This window comes from Vreelandella neptunia, from assembly GCF_034479615.1.
GTDB lineage: Bacteria > Pseudomonadota > Gammaproteobacteria > Pseudomonadales > Halomonadaceae > Vreelandella > Vreelandella neptunia.
In genome coordinates this window covers 341,597-367,919 of the sequence record NZ_CP140255.1, presented here as the reverse complement: position 1 = coordinate 367,919, position 26,323 = coordinate 341,597, and the positions used below count along the sequence as shown (strand labels likewise).

Below are 26,323 nucleotides of genomic sequence, written 5' to 3'. Positions count from 1 at the left end.
TCTTCGTAGAACGCTTTTATGACCACTTCATCCTCTATAGCAGTTTCAGCTATCGCACCGCGAAAGCCATTTAGCCAATCAGCCCTGGGCACGCTGCTGGTTCTGCCAGCGTTGACAGCCATTGCGTTGCTCTATGCGCTGCCCTTGGCCCGCTCGCTCATCACTGCGTTTCGTGACAGCGACGGCACCTGGACAAGCGAGCATATTGCCCGGGCATTTTCACTCTATGGCCGCGACGTACTGTTCTCTATCGGCGTTGTATCGGCATCCCTTACGCTAATCGCGCTGGTCTCCATCGCCATTGCTGGCTATCTCGTACTGGGCACCACGCCCTGGGCAGTGCGCATGCTGCGTTGGCTCTACCGCTGGCCGCTATTTATTCCTTTCGTGGTGTCCGGTCAGCTCGCGCGCTCGTTTCTGTCCACTAACGGCATGATGAACGGGGTGCTGGTGGAATCGGGCTTGATGGCGGCAGACAGCGCCCAGAGTTTCCTCGACTGGCGGGGACTGGTACTCACCTTCGCCTGGAAGCAGATCCCGTTCGTTACGCTGCTGCTCGCGGGCGCCATGGCAGCAATCGACCGCAGTCATATTGAAGCCGCCCGTAATCTGGGCGCGGGGCGGTTGCGCTGCCTTTTCAACATTCTATTGCCGCAAGCGGCGCCAACGCTGTGGGTAGGACTGATTCTCTCGCTGGTCGCTATGCTCTCGGTGCTATCCGTGCCGCTTATGCTGATCGCCGGCAACCCCACCATGATGACCTCGATGATGGCCCACCGCATTACCTACTACGGTGATTACGGCATCGCCAACGCCTTAGGGCTTTTCTCCTATGCGCTAACCGCCATGACCGCCTGGGTGTATCTGCGTCTAACGCTACGCCGGGAGGCAACCGCATGAGGGTATCTAAACGACTTGCGCAGATCGGGCTTGGTTTGATGCTGGGCTTGGTGGCTTTTATTGTCTTTGGCCCACTACTGAATCTTGCCATGTGGGCATTTGCCGAGCAGTGGTTCTACCCGAACCGCTTTCCGACCGACTGGGGCTTCGCCTTCTGGGAACGCGTATTTCGCCCTCGCGCAGGGGCCTGGGTATCGCTGTTTAACACGGTGGTCGTTGCACTGCTGGCGGTACTGCTTTCGATGGCGCTGGCGATACCCGCGGGTTATGCGTTGGCACGCCAAGCACTGCCTGCGCGTAATGTCATCATGCTGCTTTTTTTGTTGCCGCAAGCATTTCCCAATTTGCCGATTTTCGTCAACATCGCGGCCATCTTCTATCAGTGGGGGCTTAACGGCACCCTGGTCGGCGTGGTGCTGGTGCACTCTTTGCCCGGGCTCGTCTATGCGGTTTGGATTGCGACGGCCACCTTTGCAACGGTGGATCGCTCGCTGGAGGAGGCCGCACGCAACCTCGGTGCCTCACCGCTACGCTGTTTCGCCGACATCACTCTGCCCCAGGCCCTACCTGGGCTACTAGCAGCCTCGATCTTCGTGTTTCTCGACAGTATCGATGAGTTCACCGGTACGTTTTTTGTCGGTGCGCCGGAAATCACCACGCTTCCGCTTCTCATGTTCAACGCCTCAATGGGCGGCAACTATCAGGTCGCTGCTATTACCGCGCTAATACTGCTGATCCCCTCTGTCGGCTTCATGCTGATTATCGAGCGCTTTTTGAAAGCCGATGTATTGGCCCGCATTGGCCGCTAGCCGTTGCCGGCCTCTTAACAAACTTTTGCCAGGTTTTACCTAAATGCTGATTGCCCATTTATCTGATTTACATCTTTTCACCGAGTGCTCCGAAACGGGAGAAACCCGCGCCGATATCGCGCAGGTTGTCGAAAGCATCATCGCTGACCTGCTTACACTGAACCCTTTACCGGATATTGTGGCTATCAGTGGCGATTTGGCCGACGGCGGCAGTGATGAGGACTATCAATTGATACGCCACCTGCTAGCGCCACTCCCCATGCCCATTCTGGCAGTGCCTGGCAATCACGATAGACGCGAAGCGATGCGGCGAGTGCTGGGCAATCGGTTGGCGGGGCTTGAAGCAGGCGAGTTTATGCAATCCAGAATCGACACCCATGACGTCACCCTGCTGGGCCTGGATTCGGTAGTAGAGGGAGAAGCACGGGGGGCGCTGTGCAATACGCGATTGGCGTGGCTAGAAAAGCAGCTTCAGCACACCCAGCCAGTCACTTTTCTGGTTCTGCATCATCCGCCTTTTATGACCGGTAACCCGCACTGGGATCCTTACAGCCTGATCGAAGGAAGGGAGCGCTTTATGGAGATCATTAGCGGCTCACCCAAACGCATTTTGTGCGGGCACATCCACCAGCCTTTGCATACCTACTGGGAAGGGCATTACGCTGGAATCGCCGGAAGCCCGGCGTTTCAATACAATTTAGTGCCGGGCAGTGTCAGCGTACCGACTGCCTGCAAGGTACCTTACAGCTACCCCTTGCACGACTGTCAGCCAGATGGCAGCGTGATCGTACACCTGCGTCATGTGGCTCAGGCTTAGATCTGGACTTAGGGGCTCAGGTTACCTGAGCCCGCAGAAGCTTAGCGCCGCGGCAGACCACCGGGGCCGCCCATGCCACCGGGGCCTCCCATTCCGCCAGGCCCACCTGGGCCTCCGCCGCCCATCATGCCGGACATGCCACGCATCATTTTCTGCATGCCGCCCTTCTGGCCCGCTTTCTTCATCATCTTCTGCATCTGCTTATGCTGCTTGAGCAGGCGATTCAAGTCAGGCACTTGCAGGCCGGCACCGGTGGCAATGCGGCGTTTGCGCGAGCCGTTGATAATATCGGGCTTGCGGCGCTCTTTAGGCGTCATTGAGTTAATCAACGCTTCCAGCTTGCCCAGCTCTTTCTCAGGGCCGGGGCCTTGGGCCATCTCGGCCATCTGCCCCATACCCGGCAACTTGCCCATCAGACCGCCCATACCGCCCATTTTCTTGAGCTGCTGGAGCTGGTCGCGAAAATCTTCCAGGTCAAATCCGTCACCCTTCTTGACCTTTTTAGCCAACTTCTCGGCTTTGGACTTATCGACGGTGCGTTCGGCTTCCTCGATCAGCGACAGCATGTCGCCCATCCCCAGGATGCGCGAGGCGACACGGTCTGGGTGGAACGGCTCTAGGGCATCGACTTTTTCACCGACGCCCATAAATTTGATCGGTTTGCCGGTAATGTGACGTACTGATAGCGCCGCACCGCCGCGGGCATCACCGTCCGCTTTGGTCAGGATCACACCGGTTAGCGGCAGCGCTTCGCTGAACGCCTTGGCGGTATTGGCAGCATCCTGGCCGGTCATGGCGTCGACGACAAACAGCGTTTCCTGAGGCGAGACCGCTTTATGCAGCGCCTGGATCTCCGCCATCATGGCTTCATCAATCGCCAGGCGACCGGCGGTATCGATCAGCACCACATCGTGAAACTGGATCTTGGCGTGCTTGATAGCCGCTTCGGCAATCGCTACCGGCTGCTGGTCAGAGCGCGAGGGGAAGAAGTCCACTTCGACTTCTTTGGCCAGGGTTTCAAGCTGGTCGATGGCTGCCGGGCGATAAACGTCGGCAGACACTACCAAGACTTTCTTCTTCTCGCGTTCGCGCAGGTAGCGGGCCAGCTTGGCCACAGAGGTGGTTTTACCCGCACCCTGTAAGCCAGCCATCAATACAACGGCGGGGGAACCCTTAAGCACAAAGCCGTCGTTGGCTTCGCCCATAATCGCTTCCAGCTCCTGCTGGACGATTTTGACGAACTGCTGGCCTGGCGACAGGCTTTTGGATACTTCCTGCCCAACCGCCCGCTCGCGCACGCGTTCAATAAATGCCTTGATGACCGGCAGTGCTACGTCGGCCTCAAGCAGTGCGCGGCGTACTTCGCGCAGGGTATCTTTAATATTGTCGTCGGTCAGGCGAGCCTGACCCTTGATCGACTTTAACGTCTGGGAAAGACGCTCACTTAGATTCTGGAACATGGGGCCTCTCTGCCTCCGTCACTGCCGTCGGCGCGCACGCCCTGGACTAATTAGTAAAAAGATTATACGCGCTCATGCTTTGAGTCTCCATGGGCAAGTGCCAGCGTTCCTATTGCAAACGACCAGCGCAAGTCGCCATCTGACCGCCATGGATGGCGGAAATGCCGGAATTGTCGGGAACATTTTCCCGGCCATGGCGAAAGACCCTTGCTTACAGCTTTCCCTGGCATTCATGCATACTTACTCCGAGTCTTTAGCTATTTTCATGCGTTTGCCCCGCTGGGCGACGCCGCTTGGATTAGTTATAGTAGTTGGATAGATTCTCTATCGTAATCACACTTAATTCGTTTATTTATTCACAGCAACGCGCTGCAAGGCGCACGGATAGCATCATGCAGGCGCTCCCTTTCGCCACGATTGCTTTTGTTCTTTATGTTGCCGCTGCCATTTGGCAGGGCATGACGCTGTTCCGGCGAGTGCCTCCCCGCCAGGGCATGGTTCGCCTGCTCGCCGTATTGGGCCTACTGTTACACATCCCTGTGGTGGTCAAATTAGTCGGCCAATCCCCTGGCCTACTGCCCGGCTTTACCACCAGCGCCACATTGCTGATGGCGGTCGCGGTCAACGTCGTGCTAGTTGCCAGCCTGTTTAAACCGGTGCTTAACGCCGGGATTGCACTCTTCCCGCTGGCGGGTATTGCGCTACTCGCCGCCACTTGGCTGCCGAATCAAGGTGGTCATACCGGGCTTACACCGGGCATTTTGTTGCATGCGATAAGTTCAGCGCTGGCGTTTGCCGTGTTGGCCATTGCCGCCATCCAAGCGGTGCTGGTCGGTCTACAGAACCAGGCGCTACGCCACCATCATATCCGCGGCATTGTGCAGTCGTTACCGCCGCTCACCACCATGGAGCGGGTACTTTTTGAGCTGGTGTGGGCGGGCATTATTTTATTGACGCTTTCCATCGCGAGCGGGCTTATTTTTCTGGACAACTTCTTTGCCCAGCATTTGGCGCACAAAACCGTACTTTCGCTACTGGCCTGGGTAATCTTCACGACCCTGTTGGTTGGTCGATATCGCTTTGGCTGGCGCGGCATGCGTGCCGTGCGCTGGACACTGGGCGGTTGCGGTCTGCTGGTGTTGGCCTACTTTGGCAGTAAGTTTGTACTTGAGATACTGCTCAATCGATAACGGCTCAACCGCTAACGGGGCGCAACCACGCCTTTGGTTGTCTTGACACACTACTCGCTACCTTCTACAAATCGAGCCTAATTCGCCACAAAGGACTTTTCGACTTGAGCGACGACTTCCCCCTGGGGTTACTGTTCGGCCTGCTAGCCTTACTGATACTGCTTTCTGCGTTTTTCTCCAGCTCTGAAACCGGCATGATGTCGATTAACCGCTACCGCTTGAGCCATCAGGCCAACAGCGGTGACCGCAGAGCCAAACGGGTCATGCGCCTGCTCACCCGTCCAGACCGCCTGATTGGCGTTATCCTGATCGGTAACAACTTCGTCAACAACCTGGCGGCCTCAATTGCGACCATTATCGCCATTCACTTCTTCGGCGACGTATCTGGGCCTGCAATCTCTACCGCTCTGTTGACCATCACGATTCTGATTTTTGCCGAAGTCACGCCGAAGACCTACGCCGCGATTAAACCCGAGCGGATCGCCTACCCGACTTCCTACGCCCTTGAGCCGCTGCTCAAGCTGCTTTACCCACTCGTATGGCTGGTTAACGTGATGTCTAACGGCCTGCTCCGGTTGGTAGGCGTTAAAAGCGTTGATAACGGGGGCGACAGCCTGACCCGCGACGAATTACGCACGGTGGTTCACGAGGCGGGTACACTAATCCCCTATCGTCACCGGGCGATGCTGCTGTCGATTCTTGATCTTGAGAACGTCACCGTGAACGACATCATGGTGCCGCGCCACGAGGTGCTGGGTATCGACCTGGATGATACGCTCGAAGATATTTTGACTCAGATCCGTACCAGCCAACACACCCGGCTGCCGGTCTATAAAGGCGATATCAATAACATTATCGGCATGCTACATCTACGTAACGCGGCACGCTTTCTCTCCCGGGACGAAGTCACCAAAGCGTCTATCGTGCAGGAAGCTCGTGAGCCCTACTTCATTCCCGAATCCACACCGCTACATACCCAACTGCTCAACTTTCAAAAGCAGAAACGGCGCATCGGCATTGTGGTGGATGAGTACGGCGACGTAGAGGGCTTGGTTACGCTGGAAGATATTCTGGAAGAGATCGTGGGCGAGTTCACCACCGATGTCTCTGAGGATGAAGAAATTCACCAGCAGGACGACGGCAGTCACGTGATTGAAGGCACCGCCAATATTCGTGAGATTAACAAGATGCTCGGCTGGCAGCTGCCTACCGATGGCCCCAAAACGCTCAACGGGTTAATTCTTGAGCACCTTGAAGCCTTTCCAGAAGGCCCGGCATGCCTACAGATCGGCAATATGCGCATGGAGATTCTGGAGATCCGCGATAATCTCATTACCTCGGCGCGCTGCTGGCAAAAGTTGCGGGCGCCACGGCGCTAGTCAGTCATAAACGAATTAACGGCGGTTGGCTAAATCTTGGTCAGCCGCCGCCTTTAGCGCCCTAACCCGCGCTTCGAGAAACCGCCGCAGCGCTATGTCATCGGCGTCCAGGCGGTTGAGCGGGGGCCCAAAGTGCAGGCTCACCGGCGCCCGAAAACGCTTAGGCCACTTCTTTAGCGCCTTGCCATCATGGTGAGAGGTCCACGACCCCCACAAGCCTGCCAGCCCCGCCGGAATCACCGGCACATCGTCCCGAGCGAGAATAGCCTCTAGGCCACGCCGGAAGGCGTGAATCTCGCCATCCGGGGTCAATCGCCCTTCAGGAAAGACCATCACGACCTGCCCCTTTCGCAGCGCTGCGCTCACGTCATCCAGGGCGCGCCTAAGAGCGCCGGGGCTGCGGCGTTCAGACTCAATGGGAATTGCGCCAACCAGCTGGAACCACCACTTAAGCCAAGGCGAGTCAAAAATCGGCTGATCCATCACAAAGCGTAGCGGCCGGGGGCTAGCGCCTCCAAGCACCAAGGCATCCATAAAACTGACGTGGTTACACACCACCAGCGCGGGCCCCTGCTTGGGGATATGGGTACGCCCATGCACCTGCAGCCGGTAGCAGAGGCGCATTGAGACAAAAATCAGCCAGCGCAGCGCCTGACGTGCCGCATTGACACACCAAGTCACGTCGCCGCCTCACGATGGCGTAGGCCCGCCAAAATGGTACTCATCAGTTGATCCAGCAGCTCATCTACTTTTAATTGCTGCCCCTGCCAATAGCCCAACCGCTCATTCAGCCCCAGCTGGACTAACCCATGAACGCTGCCCCACAGTGTGCGTCCCAAACGGCGAGCTTCAAGATCATCCAGCGCCGGCTGGTAGGCTTTAAGCGATGCTTCTACTTGGGTAAACAGCGCTTCGATCAAATCGCTCTGGCGCTGATCAAGCTCGCCCTCTTGGGCCAGCGGGTAATCAAACAGCAGTTGCCAGCGGTAACAATCCTGCTCGGCGAAATGCCAGTAGGCACGCGCCAGCGAACGTAACCAGGGTTCAGGGGCATCGTCGCTCAGGCTGGTAATGGTGTGCTGTAAACGCGCCAACGTTTCTACATTGACGTGCTGCAATAAGTTATTGAAGCTGCCATATAGCTTCAGTAGGGTGCTGGGGGCGCAGCCGACCTCTCTAGCCAGGGCACGCAGCGAGAGACCATGGACTGGCTGCTCAGCCAACCACTCATCGCAAGCGTGCATGACCTGCGCGTGGAGGGCATCGGGCGCATGCTGTCTAGGACGGGCCATGGCGATCTCTTAAGGTCAACGGCAAACAAGGAGGAAGCCTCACTGCGCTTTAGCGGGAGCAAGGGATACGATAGGATACCTTACATCGAACACTGTTTTCGACACTAAAACGCTACATTTCGTGCTTTATTGCGCGAAGTCCCCCGCCATCCAGGTACACTTCCACGACGATTCTGCTTAAGGAGATAGCTATGACGGGGCGATTGCACGTGCAAAATTTACCGCTGACCCGCTTATTGCCAACGCTAGCCACTCCTGAACCATTGATTGAGTCGCCCAACCTAGCGCCTCGTCGGCCAATCTCTGCTATTCGCTTAGAGCAGGGGCAGTACCGGCTCTCATCGCTTTTCTGGGGCCTGACGCCGCCCTGGCTGGAGGTGCTGGATCACGCGCCCCACTGCGCACGGGCGGAAACCCTTGAATCACGGGCAATGTTTCGCGATGCCTTTAGCGCGCGCCGCTGCGTTATCCCGGTGAGCGGTTTCTATGTATGGAAAACCCAGCCACGCAGCAAGCAACCCTATTTAGTGACCCAGGTATCCCGGGCGCCGCTGCTGCTGGGTGCACTCTGGTGCCGCTACCACACCACGTTAACGGCGTTTACCGACTCGGCTGCACTGATCACCGTGCCCGCCAACCTGCTGTTGTCGCCGTTAACCGACCGCTTGCCGGTCACTATACCCAGCCATGCGTTATCCGCCTGGCTCAACCCAGACACCGATACCGAAACGCTTAATTCACTGTTAGCACCCGCACCATTGGAACTGTTGGGCGCTTTTCCGGTATCTAAACATGTCAATAATCCCGCCTACCAGTCACCGGCCTGTGCCCATCCTACCGGGTCGATGCTGCGTTGGGCTGTGTCACAGGAGCTGTAATGTTGCGATCCACTTGCATAACCCGCTGGCGTGTTTTCCCGCAGTGCGCAGTGATTGGCGTTATCGCCAGCATGGCGTTAACGCCGCGGGCCTTCGCGGCCACCGATGACGCCGTTAACGATGCCATTGCTGACACGGTCACCCCGATCATTAGCCCCTATGACAGCCGCGATTACCGGGTCTTAACGCTCGATAACGGCCTCAATGTGCTGCTGGTCAGCGACCCGGAAGCGGACAAGGCGGCAGCGTCGATGAATGTGCGGGTAGGCAGCGCCCAAGATCCTGATGATCTTAAGGGGTTAGCACACTTTCTAGAGCATATGCTGTTTTTAGGCACCGAGCCCTACCCGGAATCTGATGCTTACCAACGCTATATTTCCAATAACGCGGGCTCTCACAACGCCTTTACCGCGCAGCAGGATACCAATTACTTTTTTGATATTGAGCCCTCGGCACTGCCGGGCGCGCTTGACCGTTTCAGCGAATTTTTCCTCTCGCCGCTGTTTAACGCCGACCACCTGGAGAGCGAGCGCAATATCGTTCACTCGGAGTACATGGCGCGTATTCGTGATGAGTCCCGGCGCGAAAACGATGTGCTCAACCAACTGCTCAACCCTGACAACCCCACCACCGGCTTTGCCGTGGGTAGCCGGGAAACCTTAGCCAGCCCGCCGGAAGGCGAGGCAACGCTACGCGAGCGGGTGATCGATTTTTATCACCAGCATTACGACGCCAATGTTATGAACCTGGCAGTAGTGGCGCCACAGCCGCTCGATACGCTTGAGGAGTGGGTAGCCGAGCGCTTTGCCGATATTCCCGACAACGACTTAAGCGTGCCGACGATTGACGCGCCGCTGGTTGATTCAGACACGCTACCCCGCTATATCGAGCGGCAGTCGCTACAGGATCGTCGTCAATTACGCTTCTACTTCCCAGTACCCGACCCCACTGACGACTACCGTACAAAGCCGACCCAGGTAATCGCCCACCTGCTTGGCGATGAAGGTGAAGCTAGCCTGTTAGCGGTACTGCGCGATGCAGGTCTGGCCGACGGGCTTTCCGCCGGTGTAGGCCGCGGCGATGGCAACGAAGCGCTATTCACTATTTCCATCAGCCTGACGCCCGCAGGCGCCGAACGCTTGGACGATATTGAAGCCACCCTGTTTGCCGCCATTGAGCAACTGCGCAATGATGGCCTCGCCGGATGGCGCTACGAAGAGCAGGCAAAACTCAATGAGCAGGCCTTCCGCTTTCAGCAGTATGGCGCCCCGCAGCAGGAAGCCACTCGCCTTTCCATGAGCCTATCTCGCTACCCAGTAGAGGACGTGCAGTACGCGGCCTACCGCATGGATGGCCCCGATGCAGAGCGTCAGCAGGCTTATCTTGACGCGCTAACGCCGGATAACATGCTGCGCTTCTACTCAGCACCGGATATCGAAAGCAACACCGTCTCACCTTGGTTCAACACCCAATGGGACGAGCAAGTGCCCGAACAGCCGGGCCAGCCCCTGAGCGGTTTGGCACTTCCGGGGCCCAATCCCTTTATCGCCAGTGACCTGACGCTGCTTGAAGGCCAGGATGAGCGCCCCAGCCTGCTAGTCGAAACACCATCATTTACCGCCTGGCATATGCAGGATGATCGTTTTAACACTCCCAAAGTTGAGTGGCGGGTCAGCCTACAAAGCCCCACCGCCAGCTACTCAGCTCATGAAGCAGTGCTCACTCGGCTGCTCGCCAGTTGGCTCAACGACAGTTTGAATGAATCCCTCTACCCAGCGTGGCTGGCCGGGCAATCGTTTAGCGCTTATCCCCACGCCAGGGGCATGACGCTATCGTTCTCAGGCTGGCGTGATGGCCAAACCCCGCTGATTGAACAAGCCCTTGAGCAATTAGAGAGCGCCGAAATCACCGACAGTGCCTTCGAGCGCGTGCGTTATCAGCTGCAGCGTGAGTGGCGCAACGCGCCCCAGGCGTCGCTCTACGGTCAAGCTAGCCGCACGCTGGGCGAAGCGTTACTCACGCCACAATGGTCTACCGCTGAGCTTCTCGCTGCCAGCGATCGCTTTGACCGCAGCCACCTGGAAGATTTTCGCCAGCGCTTTCTAGATGACCTGTACGTCGATGCCATGGCGGTGGGCAACCTGGACGCGGATCTGGCAAGTGAACAGACACAGCTGATGCGTGCCAGGCTAAAACCGCGGTTAAAGCGCGACGATATTGCCAACCTCACCCCGCTTGCAGCGAGTGAAGAGCACAGCGTGCTGCACCCTCACAGCTCTCGGGATGAGTCCTTGGTACTGCGCTATCTGCAAGGCCGCGATCAGACGCCAGAGGAGCAAGCCACCACCATGGTGATCGCTCAGTGGCTGGAGACACCGTTCTACCAACAGCTGCGCACCGAGCAGCAGCTCGGCTACATCGTGAACGCTGGCTATTCGCCGCTGCTCGAAGCGCCAGGGATTGCCCTTATGGTGCAATCACCCGACGTGGAGAGCGGCACCATTGCCGAGCGTATGGATGTGTTTCTGGATGAGGCTAACCAGCGTCTTGAGCAACTCAGCGACGCTGACTTAGCGCCTTATCGCCAGGCTGTTCACGACCAGTTGCGCCAGCGCGATACCAGCCTTGCGGGCATGGCTAACCGCTACTGGCAAGCCACCGCGTTGGAAGACGTGCGCTTTGATCGACGCGACCAACTGGCCGAGCTGGTGCTGAACGTTAGCCTTGAGGATATTAAGGCCCTATGGCCATCGCTGCGCGAACACAGCCTGGACATACGCTTTAATCCGGGCGACGAACCTAGTGATGTCAGCGACTATCGTGAGAAGCGCTCGCCCCTGCCCAAAACTAAATAAGAGCTCGTGAAGCTAGCAAACGGAATCAGCTTGAAGCGGGGGTTATTCGCCATGGATGGCGAATTTAGCGCCCAGGGAGGGGTTCATAGCGCCCCCGCAGAGAGCTGTTTCGTTTTTTTTACTCAGCACCTCAGGCGTCAAACGCTTGAGCCGGCATCATGGCTTCCACAAACATCACCAGTTCTTCCAGAATCTGGCGCTCACGATCAGTGAGGGTTTGCTGATTGTACTGAGCAATTTCCCGCGCAAACGCCTTAAGCGTAAAGCCCGCCAAGGCCGGATCATTGATCCGCATCCAGCGAAATGCTTCCCACTGCTCGCGCTCTTCACCTTCCAACGTGTCGGGGTAACTGCGCGCACGAAAGCGAAACAGCATCTCTTCCAAGCGCGGATCCTGAAACGCAAAGCGCTGCCCCACCAAATCCCACGGCTCCATCTCTCGCACTCGCTCCATCTGCTGACGGTCGGCGGCGGAGAAGAAGCTGCCCGAATAGAGCATTAGATCCGGGTCTTGCGGCGCATCGTCGTAACCTGCACTAAACACCTCGGCGACCTTGGCGGCAACACCGCTGGCATCGCGCAGGGTTTTCCAGTGCTGCCGACAGGCCGCCACATCCAAGCCTAAGCGCGCAACGATGGCACCATACTCACCCTGCTGAGGCCCCTCAACGTCTTTCAAGGCACTGGCGGGAAACACCACCGGGCAGCGGTTGATATGGATCACCTTCAGCGGAATACGCGCCTCGCCTTCGGTTAAATCCTGCTGGCTGACAAACACGCGCTCACGAATCTGCTCCGCCGACATACTCAACATATCGCTGGGATCAACGCTCAAATCGTAAACGATCACCCCATTAGGGTTGGTTGGATGTTCGGCCAGCGGCATGACCAACGCACTACAGCCCCGGCTGGCGGGATAACGGCGGGAGATATGCAGCAGCGGTTTGGCGTTGGGTAGGTCGAGCTGCTTGGCCACCGCACGTTTACCGCGCAGGCCGAGTAGATAGTCGAACAGCTTCGCATTGCGCGCTTTGAGCAAACGGGCCAAGGCGATCGTGGCGCGCACGTCGGCTACCGCATCGTGGGCACCCTCATGGGCAATGCCGTTCGCCGCGGTTAAGTGCTCAAGCTTGAAGCTGGGCGCGCCGTCTTCGCGCAGCGGCCACTCAATGCCATCCGGGCGCAGTGCATAAAAGGCGCGCACAACATCGATTAAATCCCAGCGGGAATTGCCGTTTTGCCACTCACGGGAATAAGGGTCGAGCAGATTGCGGTAAAACAGATGGCGGGAGACTTCGTCATCAAAACGCAGGCTGTTATAGCCCACCACGCAGGTGCCCGGCTCACTCATATGGCGCTGAATCTCGCCAGCGAACTCTGCCTCGGGTAGACCATGGCGTTGAGCTTTTTGAGGGGTAATACCGGTAATCAAACAGGCGGCAGGATGAGGCAAGTAATCATCGGCGGGCTTGCAGTAGAGCTCGATCGGCTCACCGATCTCGTTCAGATCGGCATCAGTGCGCAGGGCAGCAAACTGAGCGGGCCGGTCGCGACGCGGATCCGCCCCGAAGGTTTCATAGTCATGCCATAGAAAACTGGCAGGGGCAGCATTGGGTGGCGCCATGAACAATCACTCCGCTGGGCAGTTAAAAGCCCAAGCCTAGCACACCCGCCGCCCCTTTCGCCCCGTCTTCAGTTCTTGCACTTAGGCGAAGGCTCAGCTCTTGGGAAGCGTAACGTTAAGCTCCAGCACCGAGCAGTTGTCTTCACTGTCCAAGGAAATTTGAATGGCGTCGTCATCCACGTGGACGTAGCGACGGATCACCTCAAGCAGTTCGCGCTCCAGCATCGGCATATAGTCGGGCTGGCCGCGCTGACTGCGCTGATGTGCCACAATAATTTGCAAGCGTTCTTTGGCTACCGAGGCAGATTTCCTGCGCTCACGCTTCAAGAACTCCAGTAATTTCATCGGCGCGCCCCCCCAAACATACGGCTCAGCAGGCCTTTGCGCTGCAATTCGTGAAAACGCAGCGGCATGTCCTCACCGAGCAGGCGCGATACCGTATCACTATAGGCTTGGCCCGCGTCGCTGGAGATATCGTGGGTTACCGGCACCCCCTGGTTAGAAGCACGCAGTACGGCTTCCGATTCAGGAATTAAGCCCAGCAAATTAATCGCTAAAATCTCGCGAATATCGTCAAGCGTCAGCATATCGCCAGAGGTAACTCGCTCTGGGTTATAGCGGGTCACCAACAGGTGCTCTTTGATAGGGTCATCGCCCTGCTCTGCACGCCGGGTTTTCGAGGCTAGTAGCCCCAAAATACGGTCAGAGTCACGCACTGACGATACTTCAGGGTTGGTAACCACAATCGCCTCGTCGGCAAAGTACATGGCCAACTGCGCACCACGCTCTATACCAGCGGGAGAGTCGCAAAGAATGAAGTCGAAATCTTCTCTCAATTTCTCCAGGATCTCCGCGACCCCCTCTTGGGTCAGGGCATCCTTATCGCGGGTCTGGGAAGCTGGCAAAATAAACAGATTCTCGACACGCTTATCGCGAATCAGCGCCTGGTTAAGCCCCGCTTCACCTTGAATCACGTTGACTAAGTCATATACCACGCGTCGTTCGCAGCCCATGATCAGGTCGAGATTCCGCAGGCCCACATCAAAATCGATGACGACTGTTTTTTTACCGCGCAGCGCAAGCCCCGTTGAGATGGCTGCCGCGCTAGTGGTTTTACCGACCCCTCCTTTACCAGAGGTCACTACAATTATCTTGGCCAAGAGTCACTTCCTTCTTGAAGTCGTTCGTCGCGAGCGCGAGTCAGTCAGCGCTCTGCGCATAACGGGAACGTCAATGTCATCAACATGCCATACTGTAACGGATAGCGCCTTCGGCGTCGCTAGGCATGAAGCACCAACGCAGCCTCATACAAATACCTTAGCTCAGTGGCTTAATTTCAAGCTGTTCTTTTATAAAGTGAACTTCTGCGGGCCGCCTCAGAAGCTGTGCATCAATATCTTCCGAGCGCTTGTAGTTGCCTGCCACAGAAAGCAGTTCAGCCTCCAATTCTCGGCAGTAGATACCCGCTTGGGTATTACCATGAATGCCCGCCAGCGCACGGCCACGCAACGCGCCATAAACATGAATACTTCCCGCGGCCAGCACTTCTGCCCCGGCATTCACCGCCCCAATCACCACTAAATCTCCATCAGAGGCGCTTACTTGCTGCCCCGACCGCACGGTACCGCGATAAAGCCGCGTGGCAAGCGAAGGCGCTTCCGCCTCGCTCACTGCCTCCTCACGGGTGACTTCTTGCACTGGCGAGTTACTGACACTTTCCAGCACCCGGGCGCGGCCCTCTGCCACCGGAGGAAACCAACCCAACCCCAGCGCCCAGGCCGATTGGCGAACCGGCTCAGTGCCGCCGCGCACGGCTACCGGCAACAGCTTATGGTCACGGCACACGGCACAAATGCGCTCAAGGGCTAAGTGGGGTTCATCGAGTTTTTCCACGCTGAGGACAACCGGTGTATGCTGAAAGAAAGCAGGGGACTGGGAGAATTTGCCAGCCAACTGTTGCCGGATTTGCTCCGGATCAGCGCTACTTAGCTCCATGACGGTCATCGGCAGCATGCCGCCTTTGAAGGTAAAGGCCACTGCGGCACTATCCACGTTAAGGCTCATGGCCGAACTCCCCGTCATGTTCAGATAAGATAAAGGTAGCGTACTATCACGCATTTCGTCGTCTAGAAACACTGTAGTCTAAAAACAGTGTGGTCTAGAAGCAGTGTGGCCTAGAAATTAGACGTCTGTCACACCATAGTAAGGCCAAGCTAAGCGACAGCGCCGGTGACTGCAACCACCGAGCCGTTTTTTTCATGCTACGCATTTCATATTGGCAGGATGATCCATGCACGGACTGTTAAGACGCCTGTTTGCCCCTCGGTGGCAGCACCCTGACCCCGAGGTACGCCGTCAGGCCCTCCAACGACTGAACCCCGAGCAAGCAGAACAGCGACAAGCGCTGCAGTCGCTCACTCAAGATAGCGACAGCCAGATTCGCCTTGCCGCTCTGTTGGCCCTGGATGACTGCGTAGGCCTGGTCGACGCTTACCCACACCATCAGCAGGATGAAGCCTGGTTCAATGCCATTTGCCAACGGCTCAGCGGGCGTGAAGGACATACCGACCTTCACCAACGCCAAACATTGGTCGAGCAGATAGAAGAGCCACGGGTGCTGAGCGCGGTCGCCCTCCAGGGCGACAACCTTAATCTACGCTTGACCGCCCTGAGCAAGCTGAATGATGAGAATGACCTAATTCATCAAGCTTGCCACAACGGTGTGGCCGCCGTTCGCCATCAGGCCGCCGAGCGCATTGAGGACGAGGAGGGGCTTAAGCGATTATTGAAAGAGGCACGCCGTGACCGCCAGGTGGTTCGTCTGGCACGGGAACGCCTCAACCGCTTGCGCAGCGACGCCCAGTGGCTGGAGGCGGAAGAGCAGCAGCGCGAAACGCTCCTGAAACAGCTTGAGCAGCACGCCCGTGCCCCCTGGGAACCGCTTTACGGCGGGCGCTTTCGCCACCTTGAACGGCAGTGGGAACAGCTGACTCAGCCGCCAAGCGTGGAGCAGGAGCAGCGTTTTCATCAAGCCCTACTCGCTTGCCGCAAGACGCTTCACGACCACGAAACCCAGGAGCAGGCTCGCCAGCAGAGCGACGAGCGCCGTGAAGAAGCCGAAAACACTCGCGAGCAGCTGCTCGAAGGCATCGAAGAAACCCTTGATGGTCTGCGCCACGCCTCAGCCATGACCGTGCAGGATATCGACAGCCTGCGCGCCCAGCGCCAACTGCTAGGCCAACGCTGGCAGGCGCTATCTGATATCCATCCGCCCAGCGAGACTATGCGCCAGCGCTACACGTTGGCGATTCATCACTACGACCAGTGCTTAGAGGCATGGCAGCGCTGGTGCTCGGTCAGCACCGACATCGAAACCGCACTGACCGGTGGCGACCACGCTACCCTGGCTAAATTGATTAGCGAATGCCAATGGCCGGAGGCCCTAACGCCGCCCGCGCTGCTCGGCCGTGCCAAAGCGGCTCTCAACGCTGAAAACACCGCGCCCTCGCAGCCGGCAGAAGACAACGCCACACTGGAGGCCCATGGCGCGGAACTCGACACCTTTGAGCACTTGTTAGAGCGCGGCGCCTTTAAAAGCGCCAGCCGCCTGCATCAGCGGCTAAAACAACGCATTGAAGCGCTGGAAAGCCCCGCTGCTCAACCGCTCAAAACGCGCTTGAAGCACTTGGCTGCCCGGCTTGCAGAATTACGCGACTGGCGGGGCTTTGTCGCAGGTCCAAAGCGCGAACAGCTATGTGAAAGCATCGAAACTCTCGCTAACGACCTCCACATGGCGGAAGAAGCGCTTGACCGCCACCATCGCCAACTGGTCAAAGAGTGGAAAGCGCTGGGCGATGCAGCGGCTAACCGCGAGCAGTCTGCTCGCTTTCGCAGCGCCTCGGATCGCATCCACGAGCGCCTCGCCCCCTGGCGAGACCAGCTCAGCGAAGAGCGTGAGACCAACCTTCAAGCCCGCGAAGCGCTATGCGATCAGTTGGAAAGCCTGCTAGCCCAGCCTGCCGAAGACGCCGATCCCGATGTGCTAAGGCAAATCCGCGACAAAGCGCGCCACCAGTGGCGCCATTATAGCCCCGTTCCCCGTGAACGCTCCGAGGCCGTTGGCCGGCGCTTTGGTACCATTCGTCATCAGCTACAGGCGCTGATCGATCAGCGTGCTGAAACGATCGCCGCGCAAAAACGGGATCTGATCAGCCAAGTGAGCGCGCTGCGCAGCGACACAAGCCAGCCTCTTGCCCAGCGCATTCACCTGACCAAACAGCTGCAGCAGCAGTGGCGAGCGCTAGGCCGGGCGCCCAAAGGTGAAGAGCAAACGCTGTGGAAAACCTTCCGCCACGAGTGTGATCAACTCTTTGCCCAGCGCGATGCGCATAAAAATGAGCAGGCGGCGCGCCAGCAACAGCAGCTTGATGAGATGCAAACCCTCATCGACGCAATGGATAGCTGGCAGCCTATTGAAGCGAGTGAGTCGGCCACCTTGGAGCGCTTTATCGAACAGGCCAACCAGCTTGAGCCGTTGCCCCGCAATCGGCGCAGCGAAGGAATGCAGAAGCGGATGAGCGGCATCGTGCGTGCGCGCAGAGAACGCTTAAACCGTCTGGCGGTTGCCAATACGGTTCAACAGTGGCACTCGATAATGCCGTTAGTGAACGCACACTTGGCTGCTGACCAGCGCTACCTCAGCGAGGGAACCCCAAGCGATGTGGAAGCGCAAACGGTTCTCGGCAGCTCACTCCCTACCGCCTTTAATGAGGCGCATAACGCGCGCAATCAACAGCGCCATAGCGTCGCGGTACCGCTATCAGACGCTGATCGCGCTCGCATCGCCGATTCCCTTGCCAGGCTGAGAGTGCACCTATCGATGCTGGCCGTGGGTAGTGTGCGGCAAAGCGATGAGCCACTGCGCCTGGCGATTCAGGTAGAGCGTTTGAATGAAGGCTTCAACCAAGAGCGCAGCCGTGATCAAGAAGTGATCGACATCTTGATTGCACTATTGGCGCTAGGGCCAATGCCAGCCACGCTATGGGATGCTGAAGTGGAAGAGTTGGATAACCTGCTCAGCCGACTGGCGCGCGTCCCGCTACCTTAGGCATTAGCAAGAAAACGGGAGGCTTATAGCCTCCCGCTTGCCTTCTCTTCTTGGGCTAACCACTAGCCCATGAACTGACCACCGTTGATATCGATGTTCGCACCGGTGATAAAACCTGACTCCTTATCGGCTAAGAAGGTGACCAATCGGCCAATCTCCTCTGGCGTGCCATAGCGCTTCACTGGGATTGTTTCCCGGATTGCCTCGCGCACTTTTTCAGGAATATTCATGATCATATCGGTGGCGATATAGCCAGGCGATACGGTATTGACGGTAATCCCTTTGGTCGCTGTTTCCTGTGCCAGCGACATGGTCAAGCCATGCATACCGGCTTTCGCCGCCGCGTAGTTGACCTGACCAAACTGACCTTTACGGCCATTGATGGATGAAATATTGATAATCCGGCCATAGCCATTCTCAAGCATCATCTCAATGACGCTACGGCAGGTGTTAAACACGCTATTGAGGTTGGTGTCGAGCACTTCGTACCACTGCTCATAGGTCATTTTCTTCATGGTGCCATCACGGGTAATCCCCGCACAGTTCACCAGCACACTAATGGGGCCATACTTGTCATGGATTTCGCGGGCACCTTCCAGGCAGGCGTTGTGGTCAGCAAGATCGACACCCGACAATTCGATATTGTTATAGCCGTCAGCGTGCTGCGTTTCTAGCCAGGATTTAGCCTTGTCGGGGTTGCGATAACCCGCCACGACTAAATATCCCGCATCTGCCAACGAACGACAAATTGCCGTACCGATACCACCAGTTCCACCAGTTACCCAGGCGACGGGGGCTTGATTGGCCATTGACTACCTCCCTGAAATGACAAATGACTTGAGCCTAAAAACACGTACGCTGCGCCACAAGCCATTGTGAAAAAGCGCGATTGCGCCTGTATTACCCTAGTGCATTATTTGCTTGAGTAATGCACCAACGTAAGCTTTTTGTTATGGCTATTTAAAGCATAGCTGCACTCTCTCCATGTTGCAGCAGGATGCGCGTCACCGCTATACGCCGAACGTGTTAATACCGCTATTGACTTCGCCTAAAACTTCTGTAGAATACGCCACACGTTGATGCGGGGTGGAGCAGTCTGGTAGCTCGTCGGGCTCATAACCCGAAGGTCATCGGTTCAAATCCGGTCCCCGCTACCAATATTTTGAAAGGCAGATCAGTTACTTACTGATCTGCCTTTTTTTATTGCCTGAAGTTTGACGGTTGCGCTCAGTAGAGCTGCTGGGTTCAACGCCTTATCACCCCAGAAGGCCATAGATAGGTTCTCTCTTATTTTAAAATCAGCGACCCTCACCACCCAACATTGGGAAAGCCGTTATCGAAAGGTAGCGGCTTTTTTCGTGCCTGAACACTTACACCGTCTGCTGCTCACGCCAGCGATCCCATCTCGGCATAGGCCCCACCATCTCAAACAGATGATCCAGAAAAGCGCTTACCTTGCGGGTGTGCAGCCGACGCTGGGCGTAGAGCACGTGGATATCGCGCCTGCCTGGCACGACTTCACAACGCCACGCTTCGAGCAGGGGCAGCAATTTGCCCGAGGCTAGCTCATCAGCGATTAGCCAGGTAGGGAACATCACCAGCCCCTGCCCCATTAGCGCTGCTCTCACCAGACTCTCGGCATCGTTGCTATACAGGCTGCCGTCGACTTTGTAAGCGAAGGCTTGCGGCTGATCGGCATGATGGAAGTACCAGCGCTGGCGGCCCATTTCACCCTGGTAGAGCAGGCAGTCGTGGTGTTCAAGGTCATCTGGGCTGTTGGGCCTACCGCAGCGCTGTATATAGGCGGGGGCAGCGGCTACCACGTAGTTCATTGACGCTAGGCGGCGTGCGACCAGCGTGGAGTCGGCCAATTCTCCGACACGAAAGGTGATGTCGATGCCCTCGCGCACCGGGTCGGTCAGTTGATCGGTCAGCATCAGTTCGGCTTTGATTGCCGGGTAGCGGCGCTGGAAGTGATGCAGAATCGGCACGATTTGGCGCTGGCCGAAAGCCACGGGAGCATTGAGGCGCAGCACGCCGCTAGGCGCTGTATTAGGAGCCGTTAGCGCTTCTGTCGCCAGGTCGAGTCGTTCAAGTATCTCGCGAACTTCCTGATAGTATCGCCAGCCCGCCTCGGTCAGCGTTACGGCGCGTGTGTGGCGATAGAACAGCTGCTGGCCAAGCGCCTCCTCTAAAGAGGCAATCTGACGCGAGACAGAGGACACAGCCCGATGAAAGTGACGTGCGGTGGCGGTAAAACTGCCTGTCGCGGCAACGCGTTCAAAGATGCGTAGCGCATTGAGATCCATCAAGTTGCTCCTAGCGCAATAAAGATTTGCGATTTTTCCAATTGTAGCAATGATCCTTGGCGACCAGACTGCTTTTCATCGGGCACAAAGCACATTTCCACTGCCCGTTCCGAAAATATTGTCTGCAAAAGGAGTTAATCATGCGCAAAGGCACCGCATTAGTCGTCGGCGCTACCGGTATTACCGGCGGCAACCTAGCCAGCTACCTCACCGCTAGCGGGTGGAGTGTCTATGGATTATCTCGTCGCCCTTCTGAACAGGCAGGGGTCATTCCCGTCGCTGCCGATCTGTTAGATCGCGAGGCCACAGCGGAAGCATTAGCGGGGCTACCCATCACCCACGTGTTTTATTGCACTTGGGTGCGGCGCGAAAATGAAAAAGCCAACGTCGAGGCCAACGGCGCGATGATGCACAACTTGCTCGACGCCCTGCAGGATGCAAGCTTGGCGCACGTCTCGTTGGTGACCGGCACCAAGCAGTACCTGGGTGCCTTCGAGAACTACGGTAGCGGCAAGACCGAGACGCCGTTTCGTGAATCAGCGCCCCGCGTACCTGGCGAGAACTTTTACTACACCCTCGAAGACATCATGTTCGCGACGGCGGAGCGAGACGGCTTTAGCTGGAACGTGCACCGTCCGCACACGGTGATCGGCTATGCTCGCGGGAACGCCATGAACATGGGCGTGACGCTGGCGGTTTACGCCTCTATCTGCAAAGCCACGGGCAAGCCGTTCACCTTCCCTGGCTCGCAGATGCAGTGGAATGCCTTGACCGATCTAACCGATTCGCTGGTGTTGGCGCGGCAGATGGAGTGGGCGGCGACCACGCCCGGTGCCCACAATGAAGCCTTTAACACGGTCAATGGCGATGTGTTCCGCTGGCGTCGACTGTGGCATGAGATTGGCGAGTTCTTCGAGCTCGAAGTCGCCGACTGCCCCGAAACGCCGCAGCCGCTTGAAACCCAGATGGCCGACATTGCGCCTACCTGGGCCAAGATTGCCGAGCAAAACGAGCTCGTTGAAGCCGATGTCACCCAACTGGCTTCCTGGTGGCACACCGATGCCGACCTGGGGCGCGAGCTTGAGTGCGTCAACGACGTCACCAAGTCCCGTGACTTCGGCTTTGACCACTTCCGCGAAACACGCGCAGCGTTTTTCGACCTGTTCGCCCGCCTACGCGCGGAGCGCATCATTCCTTAAGCAATTTCAGAAACAGTGCCAGAAACAGTAGCTCCACCAGGGCGCCTAACCGCGCCCTGTTTCTGTTTTATCAGGTTCACGCCGCTTGAAACCCAATAGCAGTGAGTTTTATTTCCCTCCTTTTCCTTGAATCCACCGGCATATGCCTGCATATCATGGGGAACTATTGTTCATTTTTTGATGCCGAGTCTACCCATGCAGATTATTGATCCCCGCTCAGGTAAGCCGCTTACGGCGGATACCGGAAGTGCTGACGCTACCGCGCCTAACGCTGAACAGGCGGCGGTGCGCCCTGAAGATGTCATTATCGAGCTCAATGCTGGCAATATTCAGCAGGTGCTGGAAGCGTCCATGCAGGTGCCGGTGCTATTGGGCTGCTACTCGCCTTCCAACGCAGGCAGCAGCACTCTCCTCTCAGTGCTGGATAAACTGGTGGTTGAGTACGCGGGCGCTTTCCTGCTCGGCAAGCTCGATATCGAAGCGAACCCTGAAATCGGCGGCCAATTGGGCGTGCGTTCGGTGCCCGATGTGAAGCTGATTAGCCAGGGTGGTTTGGTGGATGGATTCCAGGGTGCGCTGCCGGAAAAAGAGGTGCGCGAGTGGCTCAATCGCTACTTCCCAGCCCCCGGCGAAGCGCCGCCCACTCCTGAAGAGCAGGCGGAAGAAGCACTTAAAGCAGGAGACACCGCCGCTGCCCGTGAGATTTATCAAACCCTGATGGGCCAGTACCCCGAACACTACGCTTACCAGATAGCCTTCGCTCGGGTATTGGTGGCCGAAGGGCGCGGCAGCGAAGCCCGTGAAGTACTCGACAATCTGCCCCCGGAAGAGCGCGATGCGGCTCCCGCTCGTGGCGTACGCGCCAGCATTGAGTTTAGCGAGCAGGCACTCTCAGCCGAGGAGATTGCGGCCCTGGGCGATCGTACCGATAGCGAAGCGCAGTATCAGCGCGCCCTGCGCCAAGTGGCCGACGGTCATTACGATGAAGGGCTGGAAGCGCTGCTGGCGCTGATGAAGCAGGATCGCGCCTATAACGATGACGCGGCGCGTAAAACGCTGCTGCAGGTGTTCGACGCACTGGGCGCCGACCACCCGCTGACCGTTGCTTACCGCCGCAAACTCTTTGCGATGCTGTACTAAGGTCTTCTGAAGGCTTTCAATCCCGCTTCAGCAGGGAATCCATACGAGACAGCGCCGCTTCCAGCTGGGAAGCGGTAGTACCAAAGTTAAGCCGTACAAAGCCGGGGCAGCCAAAGGCCGCTCCGTCCGAAAGCGCGACTCCCGCTTCTTTCAGCAGCGTCTTGTAGGGCGCATCGCCTAACCCTGCCTCGCGCATATCCAGCCAGGCTAGATAGGTGGACTCCGGCGCACTCCAGCGCACGCCCGGCCAAGCCGCTACGCGCGCCTGCAGCGTCTCACGATGCTCACGTAACACGCTTAACAGCTCCTGGCGCCAAGGCTCGCCGTGTCGATACGCTGCTTCCGCCGCAACCAAGCCGAGCACGTTGCCATCGGGCAGTAACCCTTTGGTAGCCGCCGCAAAGCGCTCACGCAGTGCAGGATCGGGAATCACCGCGCAGGCGCTGGTTAAGCCCGCCAGGTTAAAGGTTTTCGACGGTGCCCATAGCGTAATGGTGCGCTTCGCTAATTCAGGAAATGCCGCGGCTAACGGGCGGTGCTGAGCGCCTTCGTCCAATAACAGGTCGCAGTGCAACTCATCGGAGACCACCCACAGGTCGTGGCGCTCCACTAACTCAGCCAGCGCTGCAAGCTCTTCATGGCGCCACACACGCCCCGTAGGGTTGTGGGGCTGACACCACAGCAGCAAGCGCGTACGTGGCGTAATAGCGGCCTCCAAGGCGGCAATATCGAGCTGCCAAGGCTCATTGGGTGTTGAGGGCGCTGCCAGCATCGCCTGCTGGGGCAATCGGCCTGTACGCTTTGCAACCTCTAAAAATGGCGGGTAGATCGGCGCCACCGTCAACACACCGTCGCCTGGTTCGGTCAGCGCTAACGCGGCCAGATGCAAGGCCGGCACGACGCCCGGTAGCCACTGCTGCCACTCCGGCTGAATGGGCCAGTCGTAGTGGTGGGCGCTCCACTGGCACAGGGTTTCTGTTAACGTAGCGGGCACTTCGCCATAGCCATATACACCGTGGGCCACCCGCGCCTGCAGTGCATCAATCACCGCAGGCGGGGAGCGAAAATCCATATCGGCGACCCAAAGAGGCAGTACGTCGTCGCCGTAGCGGTGCCATTTTTGCGATGCCCAGCCACCTTCTGGGTGGCGTCGCTCCACAGGCGTGGCAAAATCGTAGGCCATGAAACATCTCACTCATTCAATAGGGGTTGTGCCAAGCATGCCGCAAGATGACTTTTATACCAAGATGCGGGCGGGGCTATCGGCGCTGTTGCGGCAATGGCGCTCGCTTGGGCAAGCGAATACGGATCAGCTAGCGCTCATTTTGGCCGAAACAGCACGGGTAGCTAAATTAGGCACCCCCGACGCCACGCCCAGCGGCGCTACCCTGGAGCAGTGGAGCCAGGATGAGCTAGGTGAAATGCCGCTATGGGCGCCGCGCACGGCGGTCTTTCTGCTCAATCAAATGCCCGCTCGCCCGACCCCCGATAGCGACGCCGAAGCCTGCGCCTGGGCGTACTGCTGGCTGCGCAACCGCTCGTTTGATTCACTGCAAGCGGCTCATGAGGCGCTCCCAGCGCACTTGAAAGCGCCCCTACAAGATGCCCTTGAAGCCGCCTGGCGTGACCAGCAAGGCCTGCGCTTGGTTTAATTAAAAGCGCGCGCTGACAATACCCAAACAAAAACAGCAAGGAAAACCCCGCATGATTGAAGTCCCTCTCACTTGGCAGCTAGCGAAATTAGGGCTCTCGATCAGTATGGTGCTGGGGCTAGGCGCGATTGCCGTACGCGCTAGCCCGCGCTTGGCGGGCCTGCTGGCGGGCTACCCATTAGGCACGGCGTTGGCGCTATTTTTTATCGGCTTGGAAATTTCCCCTCAGTTTGCGACCCAAAGTGCGGTGCATACCCTGGCGGGCTTTACGGCCACAATGGCGCTAGGGGCCGGTTATTGGATGGCAGGACGACAGCCGGGCGTTAAAGGTGTCATTGGCGGCGTGGCGGGCGGTTTGGTTGCTTGGCTCGCCGTTAGTACGCTGCTCGCTCAGTTTAACTTTACGCGCCTGAGCGGCACGCTGGTGACGCTATGCGCCATTGCTCTGTTCAGCAGCTTATTTCGCAACATTGCTGATGTCAGGATACCCGCCAGCCGAACGTTTTCGTTACCGGCGCTTGCCGCCCGCGCCGCACTCGCCACCGTGATCATATTTACCATTACCAGCCTGGCCCACTGGCTGCCGCCCGCCTGGGCGGGAACGTTGGCTGCCTTTCCTGTCACGATGCTGCCTTTTTTGCTGATCCTACACCTGAACCATGGGGCAGCGCCGGTGGCCACGGTCATCAAACACTACCCGATGGGACTTGGCTCGCTACTGAGTTACACGCTATGTGTCTCCTATACTTACAGCACGCTGGGGTTGCTATGGGGAACATTGGCTGGCTTCGCAGCTGCCACGCTATGGCTGTTGGGGTGGATGCAACTCACTGCGTGGTATCAACGCCGCATCGCTTGACCAAGACCTCTTGACCAAGCGCTTGCTTGGGTTAATCCTAACCGTTGCCGTTGCGATTAACCGTACTAATAGCTGTTTTTTTCATAACAAGGACAAGCCATGTTTACCCGTACCATTGAACCCGCCTTTTACGATACCGACGCCTTAGGGCACATTAACAACACCCGCCTGCCAGCGTGGTTTGAGCTTGCCCGAAATGACTTGTTCAAACTCTTTACCCCTGACTTAAACCCTAAGCAGTGGCGCTTGATTATGGCGCGCATGGAAGTCGACTACCGGGCTGAACTGTTTTACGGTCACGATATCGAAATACGTACTTACTTAACGCGGTTAGGCAATAGCTCGTTTACAGTGACCCAAGAGGCGCGGCAGCACGGCAAGCTCACTAACCTGGGACATACCGTTATGGTGCAGTATGACCACCAGGCCAAGTGCGCCATGCCCATTGAGGGTGACCTGCGCGAGGCGCTAACGTCGCACTTACAAGACGCGCCTGAGCCCGCCTGATTGACGCTGCCCCGCGCTGCCGGGGCAACAGGAGCCTTATAATGGCAATCCGCTACAACCTCTGGATAGACCCTGACAACGTCGCCCAGCATCGCGCCGTGGAGGCAGACCTTGAGCGCTATTTCATTGAGCGCTTTGCCGACTATCCGCATATCCGCTTGTTTGGTGCCGACCCCTACGATTATGATGCCCCCTTCAATCGCCTTTATGACGTGCTAATGGCACGAGCCGCTGAATACTGTGAGCGGACGTGGTGCTATGTCGCGTCGCCTGAACAGCTCAATCGCTGCTTTTTCCGTGCCGTTGGCCGCTCGACTAAATTTGTTCAAGACGACCGTTCGTGAGA

General features: G+C 57.6%; 24 protein-coding genes and 1 tRNA gene. 15 read left to right on the top strand and 10 right to left on the bottom strand.

Going from position 1 to position 26,323, the window contains the following annotated elements:
• Positions 1–18 precede the first annotated feature (18 nt).
• From SR894_RS01795 to SR894_RS01785, 3 genes are read left to right on the top strand one after another with little or no spacing between them, the layout of a single operon-like run.
• Complete coding sequence (locus SR894_RS01795) at positions 19–900, top strand: ABC transporter permease (protein WP_133731002.1); 882 nt, start codon at positions 19–21, stop codon at positions 898–900.
• Positions 897–1,709, top strand: a complete 813-nt coding sequence (locus SR894_RS01790) for an ABC transporter permease (RefSeq protein WP_133731003.1) — start codon at positions 897–899, stop codon at positions 1,707–1,709. The genes SR894_RS01795 and SR894_RS01790 overlap by 4 nt, the downstream gene beginning before the upstream one ends.
• 43 nt (positions 1,710–1,752) lie before the next feature.
• Entirely contained in the window at positions 1,753–2,526 is a 774-nt protein-coding gene (locus SR894_RS01785) for a metallophosphoesterase (protein WP_133731004.1), read from the top strand.
• A 41-nt stretch (positions 2,527–2,567) separates the two neighbouring features.
• Here the strand turns inward: SR894_RS01785 and ffh are convergent, their stop codons facing one another.
• Entirely contained in the window at positions 2,568–3,986 is a 1,419-nt protein-coding gene (ffh, locus tag SR894_RS01780) for a signal recognition particle protein (RefSeq protein WP_133731005.1), read from the bottom strand.
• A gap of 392 nt (positions 3,987–4,378) precedes the next feature.
• On the opposite strand from ffh, the gene SR894_RS01775 reads away from it, so the two are divergent.
• On the top strand, positions 4,379–5,176 hold the full coding sequence (locus SR894_RS01775; protein ID WP_133731006.1) for a cytochrome C assembly family protein: 798 nt from the start codon (positions 4,379–4,381) through the stop codon (positions 5,174–5,176).
• A 104-nt stretch (positions 5,177–5,280) separates the two neighbouring features.
• On the top strand, positions 5,281–6,555 hold the full coding sequence (locus SR894_RS01770; protein ID WP_133731007.1) for an HlyC/CorC family transporter: 1,275 nt from the start codon (positions 5,281–5,283) through the stop codon (positions 6,553–6,555).
• A 15-nt stretch (positions 6,556–6,570) separates the two neighbouring features.
• Here SR894_RS01770 and SR894_RS01765 read toward each other — a convergent pair whose 3' ends face one another.
• Both SR894_RS01765 and SR894_RS01760 read right to left on the bottom strand, forming a co-directional pair.
• Positions 6,571–7,236, bottom strand: a complete 666-nt coding sequence (locus tag SR894_RS01765) for a 1-acyl-sn-glycerol-3-phosphate acyltransferase (RefSeq protein ID WP_133731008.1) — start codon at positions 7,234–7,236, stop codon at positions 6,571–6,573.
• Positions 7,233–7,847, bottom strand: coding sequence for a TetR/AcrR family transcriptional regulator (locus tag SR894_RS01760; protein WP_133731009.1), 615 nt, complete (start codon positions 7,845–7,847; stop codon positions 7,233–7,235). Before SR894_RS01760 ends, SR894_RS01765 begins: the two co-directional genes overlap by 4 nt.
• Positions 7,848–8,038: 191 nt before the next feature.
• On the opposite strand from SR894_RS01760, the gene SR894_RS01755 reads away from it, so the two are divergent.
• Both SR894_RS01755 and SR894_RS01750 read left to right on the top strand, forming a co-directional pair.
• On the top strand, positions 8,039–8,725 hold the full coding sequence (locus SR894_RS01755) for an SOS response-associated peptidase (protein ID WP_133731010.1): 687 nt from the start codon (positions 8,039–8,041) through the stop codon (positions 8,723–8,725).
• On the top strand, positions 8,725–11,580 hold the full coding sequence (locus SR894_RS01750) for an insulinase family protein (protein ID WP_133731011.1): 2,856 nt from the start codon (positions 8,725–8,727) through the stop codon (positions 11,578–11,580). Before SR894_RS01755 ends, SR894_RS01750 begins: the two co-directional genes overlap by 1 nt.
• A gap of 130 nt (positions 11,581–11,710) precedes the next feature.
• Here the strand turns inward: SR894_RS01750 and sbcB are convergent, their stop codons facing one another.
• The 4 genes from sbcB to minC form a co-directional block, all read right to left on the bottom strand.
• Positions 11,711–13,204, bottom strand: coding sequence for an exodeoxyribonuclease I (gene sbcB / locus SR894_RS01745; protein WP_133731012.1), 1,494 nt, complete (start codon positions 13,202–13,204; stop codon positions 11,711–11,713).
• Between the two features lie 93 nt (positions 13,205–13,297).
• Positions 13,298–13,549: a cell division topological specificity factor MinE gene (gene minE / locus SR894_RS01740; RefSeq protein ID WP_007111776.1), complete on the bottom strand. Its 252-nt coding sequence runs from the start codon at positions 13,547–13,549 to the stop codon at positions 13,298–13,300.
• Positions 13,546–14,364, bottom strand: a complete 819-nt coding sequence (gene minD, locus SR894_RS01735) for a septum site-determining protein MinD (protein WP_133731013.1) — start codon at positions 14,362–14,364, stop codon at positions 13,546–13,548. Before minD ends, minE begins: the two co-directional genes overlap by 4 nt.
• A 157-nt stretch (positions 14,365–14,521) precedes the next feature.
• Positions 14,522–15,268 carry a septum site-determining protein MinC gene (minC, locus tag SR894_RS01730; RefSeq protein WP_133731014.1) on the bottom strand — a complete coding sequence of 249 codons (747 nt, stop codon included), beginning with the start codon at positions 15,266–15,268 and terminating at the stop codon, positions 14,522–14,524.
• Positions 15,269–15,494: 226 nt separating this feature from the next.
• Between minC and SR894_RS01725 the strand changes: the two genes are divergently transcribed.
• A complete protein-coding gene (locus SR894_RS01725; RefSeq protein WP_133731015.1) occupies positions 15,495–18,311 on the top strand; it encodes a DUF349 domain-containing protein in 2,817 nt (938 codons plus the stop codon).
• Positions 18,312–18,373: 62 nt separating this feature from the next.
• Here the strand turns inward: SR894_RS01725 and phbB are convergent, their stop codons facing one another.
• A complete protein-coding gene (gene phbB / locus SR894_RS01720; RefSeq protein WP_035576493.1) occupies positions 18,374–19,120 on the bottom strand; it encodes an acetoacetyl-CoA reductase in 747 nt (248 codons plus the stop codon).
• Positions 19,121–19,391: 271 nt separating this feature from the next.
• Here phbB and SR894_RS01715 point away from each other — a divergent pair.
• A tRNA-Met gene (locus SR894_RS01715) sits at positions 19,392–19,468 on the top strand.
• Positions 19,469–19,681: 213 nt separating this feature from the next.
• On the opposite strand, the gene SR894_RS01710 is transcribed toward SR894_RS01715, so the two are convergent.
• Positions 19,682–20,620: a LysR family transcriptional regulator gene (locus SR894_RS01710; protein WP_133731074.1), complete on the bottom strand. Its 939-nt coding sequence runs from the start codon at positions 20,618–20,620 to the stop codon at positions 19,682–19,684.
• A gap of 140 nt (positions 20,621–20,760) precedes the next feature.
• Here SR894_RS01710 and SR894_RS01705 point away from each other — a divergent pair, with 140 nt between their 5' ends.
• Entirely contained in the window at positions 20,761–21,819 is a 1,059-nt protein-coding gene (locus tag SR894_RS01705; protein ID WP_223287976.1) for an SDR family oxidoreductase, read from the top strand.
• Positions 21,820–22,014: 195 nt separating this feature from the next.
• Positions 22,015–22,959: a co-chaperone YbbN gene (locus tag SR894_RS01700; protein ID WP_133731077.1), complete on the top strand. Its 945-nt coding sequence runs from the start codon at positions 22,015–22,017 to the stop codon at positions 22,957–22,959.
• Between the two features lie 16 nt (positions 22,960–22,975).
• Here the strand turns inward: SR894_RS01700 and SR894_RS01695 are convergent, their stop codons facing one another.
• Positions 22,976–24,142 (bottom strand): MalY/PatB family protein, encoded by a 1,167-nt coding sequence (locus SR894_RS01695; RefSeq protein WP_133731078.1) that lies wholly within the window; start codon positions 24,140–24,142, stop codon positions 22,976–22,978.
• 37 nt (positions 24,143–24,179) lie between these two features.
• On the opposite strand from SR894_RS01695, the gene SR894_RS01690 reads away from it, so the two are divergent.
• From SR894_RS01690 to SR894_RS01675, 4 genes are all read left to right on the top strand, one after another.
• A complete protein-coding gene (locus SR894_RS01690) occupies positions 24,180–24,611 on the top strand; it encodes a hypothetical protein (protein ID WP_133731079.1) in 432 nt (143 codons plus the stop codon).
• 52 nt (positions 24,612–24,663) lie between these two features.
• Complete coding sequence (locus SR894_RS01685) at positions 24,664–25,470, top strand: hypothetical protein (protein WP_133731080.1); 807 nt, start codon at positions 24,664–24,666, stop codon at positions 25,468–25,470.
• 99 nt (positions 25,471–25,569) lie between these two features.
• Positions 25,570–25,977: an acyl-CoA thioesterase gene (locus SR894_RS01680; protein WP_035576454.1), complete on the top strand. Its 408-nt coding sequence runs from the start codon at positions 25,570–25,572 to the stop codon at positions 25,975–25,977.
• Between the two features lie 41 nt (positions 25,978–26,018).
• Positions 26,019–26,321, top strand: a complete 303-nt coding sequence (locus SR894_RS01675; protein WP_007111787.1) for a hypothetical protein — start codon at positions 26,019–26,021, stop codon at positions 26,319–26,321.
• Positions 26,322–26,323: the final 2 nt, after the last annotated feature.